General features: G+C 73.2%; 9 protein-coding genes. 3 read left to right on the top strand and 6 right to left on the bottom strand.

Translation table 11 applies throughout. From position 1 onward, the window contains the following. Positions 1 to 5 precede the first annotated feature (5 nt). From ACQP2P_RS12130 to ACQP2P_RS12120, 3 genes are read right to left on the bottom strand one after another with little or no spacing between them, the layout of a single operon-like run. Complete coding sequence (locus ACQP2P_RS12130; RefSeq protein WP_433615617.1) at positions 6 to 1,748, bottom strand: ABC transporter substrate-binding protein; 1,743 nt, start codon at positions 1,746 to 1,748, stop codon at positions 6 to 8. Positions 1,749 to 1,757: 9 nt separating this feature from the next. Further along, the gene (locus ACQP2P_RS12125) at positions 1,758 to 2,723 is read right to left on the bottom strand and encodes an ABC transporter permease (protein WP_433615615.1); all 966 of its coding nucleotides are present in this window, start codon (positions 2,721 to 2,723) and stop codon (positions 1,758 to 1,760) included. 6 nt (positions 2,724 to 2,729) lie between these two features. Next, on the bottom strand, positions 2,730 to 3,677 hold the full coding sequence (locus ACQP2P_RS12120; protein WP_433615614.1) for an ABC transporter permease: 948 nt from the start codon (positions 3,675 to 3,677) through the stop codon (positions 2,730 to 2,732). A gap of 116 nt (positions 3,678 to 3,793) precedes the next feature. Here ACQP2P_RS12120 and ACQP2P_RS12115 point away from each other — a divergent pair, with 116 nt between their 5' ends. Both ACQP2P_RS12115 and ACQP2P_RS12110 read left to right on the top strand, forming a co-directional pair. Further along, positions 3,794 to 5,011: a hypothetical protein gene (locus ACQP2P_RS12115; RefSeq protein ID WP_433615612.1), complete on the top strand. Its 1,218-nt coding sequence runs from the start codon at positions 3,794 to 3,796 to the stop codon at positions 5,009 to 5,011. Between the two features lie 68 nt (positions 5,012 to 5,079). After that, the gene (locus ACQP2P_RS12110) at positions 5,080 to 7,041 is read left to right on the top strand and encodes a methyl-accepting chemotaxis protein (protein ID WP_433615611.1); all 1,962 of its coding nucleotides are present in this window, start codon (positions 5,080 to 5,082) and stop codon (positions 7,039 to 7,041) included. A 67-nt stretch (positions 7,042 to 7,108) separates the two neighbouring features. Here the strand turns inward: ACQP2P_RS12110 and ACQP2P_RS12105 are convergent, their stop codons facing one another. Beyond that, entirely contained in the window at positions 7,109 to 9,313 is a 2,205-nt protein-coding gene (locus tag ACQP2P_RS12105; protein ID WP_433615609.1) for a PAS domain S-box protein, read from the bottom strand. Positions 9,314 to 9,371: 58 nt separating this feature from the next. On the opposite strand from ACQP2P_RS12105, the gene ACQP2P_RS12100 reads away from it, so the two are divergent. Continuing rightward, positions 9,372 to 10,127 carry an SAM-dependent methyltransferase gene (locus tag ACQP2P_RS12100; protein WP_433615608.1) on the top strand — a complete coding sequence of 252 codons (756 nt, stop codon included), beginning with the start codon at positions 9,372 to 9,374 and terminating at the stop codon, positions 10,125 to 10,127. 15 nt (positions 10,128 to 10,142) lie between these two features. Here the strand turns inward: ACQP2P_RS12100 and ACQP2P_RS12095 are convergent, their stop codons facing one another. Beyond that, the gene (locus ACQP2P_RS12095; RefSeq protein ID WP_433615606.1) at positions 10,143 to 10,499 is read right to left on the bottom strand and encodes a hypothetical protein; all 357 of its coding nucleotides are present in this window, start codon (positions 10,497 to 10,499) and stop codon (positions 10,143 to 10,145) included. Between the two features lie 87 nt (positions 10,500 to 10,586). After that, the gene (locus ACQP2P_RS12090; RefSeq protein WP_433615604.1) at positions 10,587 to 12,218 is read right to left on the bottom strand and encodes a S1C family serine protease; all 1,632 of its coding nucleotides are present in this window, start codon (positions 12,216 to 12,218) and stop codon (positions 10,587 to 10,589) included. Between the last annotated feature and the right edge of the window lie 209 nt (positions 12,219 to 12,427).

Below are 12,427 nucleotides of genomic sequence, written 5' to 3'. Positions count from 1 at the left end.
CCGGCCTACTTCACATAGGTGTTCACGAACTGCGGGCTGCCGAAGATGCTGTCGACGAACACGCCGTGCACCCTCGAGCCGTGCAGCGTGAACATGACCTGCACGTAGAGCGGTACCACCGGCGCGAACTCGCGCATGATCTTCTCGTCCAGCTTCGCCCATTCGGCGCCCTGCCGCTCGACCGGCAGCGCGAGCACCCGGTCGAACTCGGCGTTCAGCGCGGGCGCGTTGAGGTAGGAGGCGCCGTTGTTGCTGCCGCCGTCCTTGATCGCCCGGCCGTCGTAGAGCACCGGCAGGATCGCGGCGCCGCTGGGCCAGTCCGCGCCCCAGGAGCCGATGTAGAGGTCCCAGGGGTTGTCCCGCTTCTTGGTCTCGTCGAGGAACGCGTCGGCCGGGATCGCCTTCAGCGTGATCTTGAAGCCGGCCTTCTCCAGGTTGCCCGCCAGCTGGGTGCTGAGGGCCTGGTTCGTCGCGTCGTCGGGGAACGCGAGCACGAGCTCCTTCGCCGCGCCGCCGAGCAGCTCCTTCGCCTTGGCCGGGTCGCCGCTCTTGCCCGCGGGGTAGGCGTCGTACTGCTTCCACCCGATCGTCGCCGGCGGCATGAGCGTCGTGACCGGCGCGGCGAACGTGGCCCCGCCGAGGGTCTTGATGAGCCCGTCGCGGTCGATGGCGTAGTTGAGCGCCTGGCGCACCTTGAGGTCGGTGACCCGCTGGTTGTTGATGGTGAGCGTGAAGTGCTGCGGCGTCGGGGCCTGCAGGATGCGGTCCTTGAGCGCCGCGTCCCCGACCACCTTGGACACCAGCGACGGGTCGACGCCGTTCCAGGAGACCGCGGTCTGGTCGGCCCCGCCGTCGGTGATGATCCGGTTGGTCTGGGTCACCGGGTCGGGCCCGAACGACCAGACGAACGCGTCCGGGTACTGGTGGCGCACCGCGTCGGTGGCCGGGTCCCACGCGGTGTTGCGCTCCATCGTGAGCTGGGTGCCGGCCTCGTTCTTGGTGATCTTGTACGGCCCGGAGGAGACGGGCCGGGCGTCGTACTGCGTGCCGGTGTCCTTCGCCGCGGGCACGGGCGCGGTCGCCGGCAGGGACGCGGCGAAGGGCAGGTCGCAGTGCGGCTTGGCGAACGTGAGCTGCAGCGTCCTGTCGTCGGGGACGGTGAGCCCCGGCGGGAGCGCGCTCTTGTCGCGCTTGAAGTCGAACGCGGTGTCGAACTGGGGCGAGTCGGCGAGCCACTCCTGGATGTAGGTCGGGCCGCCGGTGAGGGACAGGTCGAAGGAGCGCGCGATGCCGTAGGCGACGTCCCGGGCCGTGATCGCCGAGCCGTCCTCGAACCTCACCCGGTCCTTGATGGTGAAGCGCCAGGTGCGGCAGTCCTTGTTGACGTCCGTGCCCGGGGTGGTCGCGAGGTCGCCGACGAGCGTCACGTGCCCCTGCCCGTCGTCCTTGTAGGTGGTGAGCCGGCGGGCGTAGAGCTGCGAGGCGTTGAGGCCGACGAAGCTGTAGGTGCGCTGGGGGTCGAGGTGCGCGATCTTCGTCTGCCGGATGACGGTCACGGTGCCGCCCTTGGCCGCGCCGGGCACCTCGGCGGCCGGGCCCTGCGAGTCCTTCGGGTCGGTGGCGATCGCGCCGCTGGCCTGCCGGTTGGTGTCGACGCCCGGGTCGTCGCCGGTCTTGGTGTTGTTCGTGCAGGCGCCGAGCCCCGCCACGAGCGTGAGCAGCATGGCGGCGGTGCGTTCTCTGCGCATTGTCCTCCCCTATCGCAAGCGGACCCGCGGATCGATCCGGGTGTAGAGCGCGTCGACGACGATGTTCGCGACGATGATGAAGGCCGCCGCGAGCAGGACGGTCGCCATGATCGTCGGCAGGTCCCCGTCGCGCACGGCGTCGATGGCGGTGCGGCCGAGGCCGCGGAGTCCGAAGGTGGTCTCGGTGATGACGGTGCCGCCGAGCGCGGTGCCGACGTCCAGCCCCGCGGCCGTCACGAGCGGGGTGATCGCGGCGCGCAGCACGTGCCGGCGCACCACGAGCCGCTCCGGCAGGCCCTTCGCGCGGGCGGTGCGCACGAAGTCCTCGGACATCGTCTCCAGCATCTGGGCGCGGGCCAGCCGGGCGTACACGGCGGAGAAGAGGAACGCCAGGGTGCACCAGGGCAGCACGAGCGCGGTGAGCCAGGCCAGGGGATCGTCCAGCAGCGGGGTGTAGTGCGGGTAGGGCAGCACCCGCAGCGTGTAGACGAACACCAGCAGCAGGACGCCGCCGACGAAGTACAGCTGCATCGACGCCCCGGACAGCGAGAAGCCGATCGCGAGCCGGTCGAACACGGTGCCGCGGCGCAGCGCGGAGAGCATGCCGAGGCCGATGCCCAGCGCCAGCCACAGCACCGCCGCCGGGATCACGATGCTCAGCGTCACCGGGAGGGTCCGGGCGAACGTGTCGCGCACCGGCTCGTTGTTGACGTAGCTGTACCCCAAGCAGGGCGCCGGGCAGCCGTCGCGGCCGGTGAACACGCCCTTGAAGTACCGCAGATACTGCACCGGCTTCGGATCGTTGAGCCCGAGCTCGTCGCGCACCCGCTCCAGCCGCTGCGCGTCGCAGTGCTTCGGGCACATCGCGGCGGCCGGGTCCCGCGGCAGCGCGAAGAACATCAGGAACGTCACGACGCTGACCGCGAAGAGCGTGAGCAGGCCGAGCAGGACCCGGCGGACCAGGAAGGTGCCCATGCGCGCCTACCGCTGCGACTTCGGGTCGAGCGCGTCGCGCAGCGCGTCGCCGAAGAGGTTGAAGGCCAGCACGAGCACGAAGATCGTGACGCCCGGGAACAGCACGTAGGCCGGGTCGGTCTGCAGGTAGTTGAGGCTGCGGAAGATGGTGCGGCCGAAGTCCGGGGTCGGTTCGAGCATGCCGATGCCGAGGAAGGACAGGGCGGCCTCGCCGGTGATGTACGCCGGGATCGCCAGCGAGAAGGCGACCAGGATCGGCGCCCCGAGGTTGGGCAGCAGCTCCCGCAGCAGGATGCGCGGGACGCGGGCCCCGCCGGCCTTGGCCGCCTCGACGAACTCGCGCTCGCGCAGCGAGAGCACCTGCCCGCGCACGAGCCGCGCGGTCGTCGTCCAGCCGAACGCGGTGAACAGCGAGATGAGCACGACGACCCGGAACCAGCCCGGCACCGCCTCCCGGGGGCCGTAGAAGTGCAGCTCCAGCGGCCGGATCACGGCGAGGGTGAAGATGAGGAACGGCAGCGCCAGGGTCACGTCGGTCACCCAGTTGAGCACGGCGTCGACCCACCCGCCGAGGTAGCCGGCGACGATGCCGAGCAGCACGCCGACGACGGTGGTCATGAGCGCGGCGGCGAAGGCGATGCCCAGCGAGGTGCGCATGCCGTAGACCATCTGCATGAACAGGTCCCGGCCCTGCCCGGGCTCGAGGCCGAACCAGTGCGCGCCGCTGATGCCGCCGGAGATGCCGTAGGGCATCCCGTAGCGGTCGAGGCCGTCCTTGAAGTCGTCCTGCGGCCCGACGCCGTAGGCGAGCCGGATGAGCGGCGCCGCGAGCGCGACGAGCACGAGCAGCACCGAGACCACGCCGCTCACGAGCGCGGTCCGGTCGCGGCGCAGCCGCCGCCACGCCATGCGCCCGGGCGAGCGCGTGGCGAGCTCCAGGGGCGTGATGCTCATGCGGCCGCCCCTTCCCGAACGCGGTGTATGTAGCTATTCGCCGAGCCCTGCCGCGGCTCCGAAAATAAGCTACAACGACGGCGGGTGATGTGTGAAGCCCCTCTATCCTCGGCCGGGTGGGAAAGATCGTGCGGGTCCTGCTGGCCGCGCTGCTCTCGGCGTTCGCGACCGGCGCGCTGCTGCGGCTCTACGCGCCGGTCCGCGGGGCCGAGCGCCAGCTGCACCACCTGCGGGCCGAGCTCGACGCCGGGGCCGGGCAGGACGCGCAGCGGCTGTTTCCGGAGGGGTACTTCTTCCTGCACGCGCTCTACGGCCTCGCCTGGGTCGACGTCGGGCGGCGCGCGCACGACAAGGCCGAGGCCGTGCGCGAGATCCGGTGGGCGCTGGAGCGCCTGGACTCCCCCGACGGGACGGCGCCGTTTCGCGCCGGGCTCGCGCCGCGCTACGGGATCTTCTACGCCGGGTGGACGAACTGGCTGCGCGGCGGGCTGCTCAGCCTGCGACGGGATCCCGATCAGGTGCGGCGGTTCGAGTCCGGCTCGCGGGAGATCGCGCGGGCCTTCGACGCGAGCGCGACGCCGTTCCTGCCGGCCTATCCGGGGCAGTCGTGGCCGGTCGACTCCACGGTGGCGATCGCCTCGCTGGGCCTGTCCCCCGACCACGCCGGCACCGTGCGGGCCTGGGTGGACCGGGCCCGGCAGCGGCTCGACCCCGCGACCGGGCTGCTGCCCCACGTGAGCGATCCCGCGACGGGCGAGCCGCGGCAGGGGGCGCGGGGCAGCTCGCAGAGCGTCATCCTGCGCTTCCTCGCCGACGTCGACCCGAGGTTCGCCCGCGAGCAGTACCTGCGCTTCCGCGAGCTGTTCGTGGACTCCCCGCTGCACCTCGGCCCCGCGGTGCGCGAGTATCCGAAGGGGACGCACGGCGCTGGGGACGTCGACAGCGGGCCGCTGCCGCTGGGGATCTCGTTCTCGGCCACCGTGGTGGCCATCGGCGCGGCCCGGGTCAACGGCGACGGCGCGCTCGCGGACGCGATGGCCGCCTACGGCGAGGTCGCCGGGGTGCCGATCACCACCTGGCACACCAAGCGCTACGCCCTCGGCCTGCTCCCGATCGGGGACGCGTTCCTGGTGTGGGCGAACACCGCACCGGCCCGGGCGACGGGGATCCCCGGCGGCGCCGGTCCACTGTGGAAGGTGCCGCTGACCGCCCTCCTCCTGCTGCTCGCCGCCGCCCCCTGGGCTCCCCGGCGGCGCGAACGGCGCCGGCAGCGGGCCGGCCGCCCGGACGACGGCCCCGTGGTCGAGCCCGTCGTCCCCGAGCACAGCGCGTGAGGAACCGGTCAAGTCGGCGCGGCCGTTACCGATGGGTTCTGCGGGGAGCCTTGCGGTGAGGAGTGGTCGTGTCCCGGCTGACGATTCGTGCCCGGTTGGTGCTGAGTGTGCTGGTGTTGCTGCTGGTCGCGGTGACGTCCCTGGTGACGCTGGTGACGATGCGCGCCTCCGCGAGCATGGAGAACGCCGCGCTGCAGGACGCACAGCACAGCGCGGAGGTCAATGCTGCCGACGTGGAGCGCACCATCGCCACCGCCGTCGGCACCGCGCGCGACCTCGCCGGGACGCTCGGCGTCATGGCCCGGGCCAATCCGTCCCGTGACGCCGTCGACATGGTCCTCAAGGGTCTGGTCGAGTCCCATCCGGGGTACCTCGGGGTCTGGTCGGTGTGGGAGCCCAACGGGTTCGACGGGCGCGACGCCGCCTTCACCAGGAGCACCGCGGACTCCGACCCGAGCGGGCGGTACGTGCCGTATTGGCACCGCAGCGACAACGGCGGCGTGACGCTGGAGCCCATCCTGGACCTTGACAACCCGGCGACCAACTCGTGGTACACCGAGCCGAAACGCACCGGCCAGGAGACGCTGCTCGAGCCGTACCCGTACGACGTGGGCGGCAAGCCGGTCCTGATGACCTCGGCGACGGTGCCGATCGAGGTCGGCGGCAAGTTCATCGGCCTCGCCGGGGTCGACATGGCGCTGGCCGACCTGCAGACGCAGGTCGCCGCGATCAAGCCGCTGGGTGCGGGCAGCGCCATGCTGCTGAGCACCGCCGGCAACGTTGTGGCCGGCGGCAACGTCGACCAGCTCACCAAGCCGCTGTCCGGGCCCCTCGGGGAGCTGGCCAAGCGCGTCGGCGGCGGCGGGACCGCACGCGAGGTGACCAAGGTGGACGGCGCCGAGCGCATCCTCGTTGCCGTGCCCATCAGGCTCATGGCCGGGGACACGTGGTCGCTGGTCGTGTCCGTCCCGCGCGGCGTCGTGCTGGCCCCGGTCTCCTCGCTGCGCAAGCAGGCGTTCGCCTGCACCCTCGTCGCGCTGGTGCTGGCCGGGCTGGTCATGCTCGGGGTAGCCCGGGCCGTGGTGGTGCCGATCTTGCGGCTGCGCGACCGCATGGCCGACATCGCCGACGGCGAGGGGGACCTGACCCAGCGGGTCGACGAGTCCGCGCACACCGAGGTCGGTCAGCTCGGCGCGGCCTTCAACCGGTTCGTGCTCAAGGTGGCCGGCACGGTGCGCGGCATCGCGGACGCCGCCGAAGAGCTCACCGGGGCCAGCGTCGAGCTCACCGGCGTGTCGGACCGCCTCGCCGGGTCGGCCCGCGACTCGGCGCGACAGGCCGGCCTGGTCTCCGACTCGGCCGGGCAGGTGGCCCGCAACGTGGACACCGTCGCGGCCGGCGCGGAGGAGATGGGCGCGTCCATTCACGAGATCGCGCGCAACGCCTCCGAGGCCGCGCGGGTGGCCGCCTCGGCCGTGGACATCGCCGGGCAGACCACGTCGACCATGGCGAAGCTCGACGCCTCGGGAGCCGAGATCGGCGAGGTCCTCGCCACCATCACGTCGATCGCTCAGCAGACCAACCTGCTCGCGCTGAACGCCACCATCGAGGCGGCCCGGGCGGGGGAGTCCGGCAAGGGCTTCGCCGTGGTCGCCGCCGAGGTGAAGGAGCTGGCTCAGGAGACGGCCCGGGCCACCGAGGACATCGGTCGGCGGATCGCGGCGATCAAGGGCGACACGACCGAGGCGCTCGCCGCGATCGCCCGCATCAGCGAGGTCATCACGAAGATCAGCGACTACTCGACGACCATCGCGACCGCCGTGGAGGAGCAGTCCGCGACCACCGCCGAGATGACCCGATCGGTCGGCGAGGCGGCCGCGGGCACCCGCGAGATCGCCGGGGTCGTCGGCGGGGTGGCGGGCGCCGCGAGTGCGGCCACCGGCGACGCGGGTGCGGCCCAGGAGTCCGCCGCCCGCCTGGCCGCCCTGTCCCGCCGGCTCCGCGAGCTGGTCGGCTCGTTCCGCTCCTGAGGCCGGTGGCGGACGGCGCCGCCCGCGGGTACCCGGCGCCGCTCGGTGCCTGGGTCGCGGGGTGGTTTCACAGGTCCGCCAGCTGGTCCGCGACGGCGTTGAGCAGGTCCGCGCCCGTGAAGGGCTTCTCCAGCAGGTGCACGCCCGGGTCGAGGATGCCGTTGCTGGTGAGCACGGGCTGCGCGTAGCCGGACATGAACAGCACCCGGGTCGCCGGGCGCAGCTGCAGCACCCGCTCGGCCAGCACCCGGCCGAGCATGCTCGGCATCACCACGTCGGTGAGCAGCAGGTGGATCGCGCCGCCGTGCTCGGAGGCGAGCTGCAGCGCCGCGACCCCGTCGGCGGCGGAGAGCACCGAGTAGCCGCCCCGGCGCAGGATCCGCGTGGTCACCTCGCGCAGCGCCGGCTCGTCCTCGGCGACGAGCACGGTCTGGCCGCGGCCGGGCGGGCGCGCGACCCGGGCGGTGTCGTCGGCGACGAGCTCGGCGTCGCTGGCCGGGAGCAGGATCGTGACCGTGGTCCCGACGCCCGGCTCGGAGTAGATGTGCACGCTGCCGCCGGCCTGGGCCACGATGCCGTAGACGGTGGCCAGCCCCAGCCCGGTCCCCTCGCCGCTGGGCTTGGTGGTGAAGAAGGGCTCGAAGGCCTGCTCGATGACCTCGCGGGGCATGCCGGTGCCGGTGTCGGAGACCCGGACGCGCACGTACGGGCCGGGCGTCAGGCCCTCGCGGACCGCGGCGTGCCCGTCGTCGACGTGCACGAGCCCGGTATCGATGGTCAGCTCGCCGCCGCCGGGCATCGCGTCGCGGGCGTTCACGGCCAGGTTCACCAGGACCTGCTCGAGCCGGCCGGGGTCGGCGACCACGGTCGGCAGTCCCTCGGCGAGCGAGGTGCGCAGCGAGATGTGCTCGCCGATCGAGCGGTCCAGCATCAGCTGGACCTCGCCGATGACCTGGTTGACGTCCAGCGGCCGCGGGCGCACCACCTCGCGGCGGGCGAACGCGAGCAGCTGGTGGGTGAGCTCGCTGCCCCGGCGCCCGGCCCGCAGGATCTGCTCGGCGTCGCGGGCGAACGGCGTGCCGGCGCCGTCCTCGACGATGAACTCGGCGTAGTTGAGGATCACGGCGAGCAGGTTGTTGAAGTCGTGCGCGATGCCGCCGGCGAGCTGGCCCAGGCTCTCCAGCCGCTGGGTGCGCTGCTGGCGGACCTCGTCCTTCTGCCGCTCCGCCTCCTCGCGCAGCCGCCGCTGCTCGGTCATGTCCCGCACGCTGGCCAGGGTGATCTTGCCGTCGTCGCCCTTGAGCGTGCTCAGCGTGATGTCGACCGGCAGCCCGGTGCCGTCACGCCGGTGGGCGACCGCGCACTCGCCCCGCGACACGTCGACCCCGCCCGGCAGGAGCCGCCGCACGGGCATCCCGATCATGTCGAAGCGGGCGATGCCGAAGAGGCGCTCGGCCGAGGCGTTGACCAGCACGATCCGGTCGTCCTCGCCGACACCCAGCAGCGGGTCGGGAGCGGCGTCGAGCACCGCCTGGACCTGTGCCTCGGCCCGCTCGCGCTCGCTCATGTCGCGGGTGATCGAGGTGACCCCGACCGTGCGCCCGTCGGCGCCGGTGAGCGGCGACACCAGCATCGACACGGTGAGCTCGGTGCCGTCGCGCCGCTGCCGTACCGTCCGGAAGCGGTCGACCCGCCCGCCCGCCGCGACGATCGCGCGGATCTCCGCCTCGTCCCCGCGCCGGTCGGGCGGGATGATGACGTCCTTGGGCCGCCCCACCATCTCCCCCGCCGCGAAGCCGTAGAGGCGCTCGGCCCCCGGGTTCCACGACAGCACCCGCCCGTCGAGGTCGGTGGTGACGATCGCGTCGTGCGAGGACTGCACGATCGAGGCGAGCAGCGACTGGGCGGGGTCGAACCCGGCCGCGCCCGTGTCGCGGATGGTGGCCACCAGCAGCGGCCCGTCGTCGGTGCCGATCACCGAGAGCGTGATGTCGGCCAGGAACTGCGAGCCGTCGCCGCGCACCATGGTCAGCGGCTGGCCGGTGCGGACCGCGGGGTGCTCGCCGTCCATGTACGCGGCGAGCCGGGGCACCATCGAGGGCCCGTCGGCCGGCACGAGCACGTCGACGGCGCACCCGCACAGGTCCTCGCGGCCGAACAGGACCCGGGCGGCGGCGTTGGCCAGCTCGATCCGCCCGTCGTAGCTGGAGATGATCAGAGGGTCCGGCGCCACTTCGAGCAGGCTCCGGGCCAGCCGCTCCGTCCACCGCATTTCACCAAGAGTAGAAGACTTGTGACGTAGCGTTTAAATCTTCGGACATTTCGGAACCATGAGGCCTATGAGCGTTGACCCGAATCGGCCCCGCGCCGCCCGCATCTACGACCACTACCTCGGTGGCCGGCACAACTTCGCCGTGGACCGGGCCGTGGCCGCCCGCGCGCTCGCGCTCATTCCGGACCTCCCGCGCATCGCCCGGGCCAACCGGGCGTTCCTGCACCGCGCGGTGCGCTACGCCGCCTCCCGCGGGGTGCGGCAGTTCCTCGACATCGGCTCGGGCATCCCGACCGAGGGCAACGTCCACGAGGTCGTGCCGTCGGCGAAGGTGGTGTACGTCGACGTCGACCCCACCGCGGTCGTGCACGCGCGGCAGATCCTGGCCGGCGACCCGTCCACCGTGGTCGTCCAGGCCGACCTGCACGACGCCGAGCAGATCCTCGGCGATCCCCAGGCCAAGGCCCTGCTGGACTTCACGCGACCGGTCTGCCTGCTGCTCGTGGCCGTGCTGCACTTCGTGCCGGACACGCCGGAGCTGCGCGCGGCCCTGCGCACGTACCGCGACGCGCTCGCGCCCGGCAGCCTCATCGTGCTGTCGCACGCGACCGGCGAGGTGGGCGACCTCGCCGACCTGTACACGCGCGCCGGGACCCCGATGGTGCTGCGCGACCGGGGCGAGCTGGCCGGGCTCCTGGAGGGCTGGGACCTGGTCGAGCCCGGCGTGGTGCACGGGCCCGCGTGGCACCCGGACGAGCCCGTCGCCGACCCGGAGGCGTACGCGACCCTGGCCGCGGTCGCGGTGCGCCCGTAGACCTCCTCGTCGCGCTCAGAGGTCCTCGCCGGCCGTTTCGGCCTCGGCCGTGATGACGAGCCGCTCGACGTGCCGGTGCGGCGCGGGCTTGCCGTCCACGGGCGCCTCGGCGGCGACCGCCTCCAGCGCGGCCCACACGTCCTTGAGCGCGTCGTCGCCGCCGCGCAGGTGCAGGGTGGGCGAGCCGCGCAGCTCGATCACCAGCGGCCCCTCGGCGCGCTCCTGCACCACGGCGCCGTTGCGGATCGGCACCCGCGCGGCCGGGCCGGCCTCGCGCAGGAGGTCGGCGAGCGCCCGCAGGGCCGCGGGCGAGCCGGTCAGGTCGAGGTTCTCGCCGATCACGCGCAGGCGGCAGTACCGCTGGTCGTCCATCCCGCCATTCTGCCGCCACGCTCCCGGCGAAACGCAGCGGCCCGCGTTGTGGCGAACGCGGGCCGCTGCTGCGAAAGGCATTGCCGGCTAGGGGGCCTCGCCGAGCGTGACGGTGACCGTCTGCTCGGTGCCGTTGCGGTTGATCGTGACCTGGACCTGGTCGCCGGCCTTGGCGCCCTGGACCGCGTTGATGAGGCCGGTCGCGTCGTTCACCGTCGCCGAGCCGAACTTCGTCACCAGGTCGCCGGTCTTCAGGCCGGCCTTGTCCGCCGGGCCGCCCGCGACCACGCCGCCGATGAGGGCGCCGCCGTTGCCGTCGGTGAGCTGCACGCCGAGGTACGGGTGGCTGACCTTCCCGCCCTTGGCGAGCTGGTCGGCCGAGGACCGGGCGCGGTTGGCGGAGATGGCGAACCCGACGCCGATGTTGCCGCTGTTCTGCCCCGCGGTGGCGATCGCGGTGTTGATGCCGACGACCTCGCCGCGCAGGTTGACCAGGGCACCGCCGGAGTTGCCGGGGTTGATGGCGGCGTCGGTCTGGATCGCGTCCGCGATGGACTTGCCGCCCTGCTCGCCCTCGATCGTGCGGTGCAGCGCGCTCACGATCCCGGCCGTCACGGAGCCCTGCAGGCCGAGCGGGGAGCCGACCGCGAGCACCGTGTCGCCGACGCGCAGCGCGTCGCTGTCGCCGAACTTGGCCGGCGTGAGGCCCGAGACGCCCTGGATCTTGATCACGGCGATGTCACCGGCGGGGTCGGTCCCGACCACGCTCGCCGAGGCCGTCTTGCCGGTGCTGAACGTGACCTGGAGCTTCGAGGCCCCGGCCACCACGTGGTTGTTGGTGATGACCTGCCCGTCGGCGGTCATGATGACGCCGGAGCCCTCGGCCTCGCCGGTGCTGATGTCCACGACGCTGGGCAGCACCTGCTGCGCCACCCCGCCGACCGAGGACCGGTCCAGGTTGGGGGCCGGGTTCTGGGTCACCACGGAGGGCGCCGCGGCCTGCTTGCCGTCGGCGAGCCGGGTCGCGACCAGTCCCCCGCCGAACGCCGAGAGCAGCGCGAGCACGATGGCACCCGCGATGAGCAGGCCGACCCGTCCGCCGCGCTGCCCTCCCGGCTGGCCGTACGCGGGCTGGCCGGCGTGCGGCGGGTACCCGGGCGGCGGGCCGTACGGGTGGCCGGCCTGCGGGAAGGCGCCCGTGCCGGGGCCGTACGGCGCGCCCGTGGAGATCGGGGTCGCGGCGAAGGCGCCCGCCGGGTGGCCGTTGGCCGGCAGCTGCTGGGTCACGTGGGCCGCCGGGTGCGCGTGGCCGTTCGCCGGGCGGCTCCAGGGGGAGCCCGGGGGCGCGACGGCGGGCTGGGGCACGGTGACGCCGCCGCCGGGCGGGGCGAACGCGGGGGGCTGCGGCGGGGCCGGGTGCATCGAGTGCACGGCGGGCGGGGCCGAGGCCGGGTACGCGGGCGGCGCCGAGGCCGGTTCGGCCGTGCTCGACGGGGTCATCCAGGCCGGCGGGGCCGAGGACGGGGCCGGGTTGTACTGGGCCGGCGGCGTCGGCGGGTTCGCGGGGGCCGGGGCCGGCGGGTTCGCGGCGGCCGGGGCCGGTGGCGGCCAGGAGGCCTGGGGCGTCTGCGGCGGGGCGGCGAGCTCTTCCGGCTTCGGAGCGGGGCCGGGCGTCTCGGCGGGCCCCGCAGTGCTCCACTGGCGGTCCTGGTCACTCATGATGTCCAGATTGCACGCCGCGGCTGCCACGAAACTGGATTCTCCCTGGGAGAAAGCCGAGAGCCGCGATTCGACCGGCGCCGTCGGATACGTCCGGCTTCGTCCCGGGTGCCGACAACCACTATTTGCCGACATAAACGATACATCCGGACAAGCCGGGCTTGTCCGGATGTATCGCCGATGGTCGCCCACATCGAGCAGGCGACGTG

The sequence above is a fragment of the Dactylosporangium sp. CA-139114 genome (assembly GCF_050955725.1).
Taxonomy (GTDB): Bacteria; Actinomycetota; Actinomycetes; order Mycobacteriales; family Micromonosporaceae; genus Dactylosporangium.
This window is presented reverse-complemented; position numbering and strand designations above follow the sequence as displayed.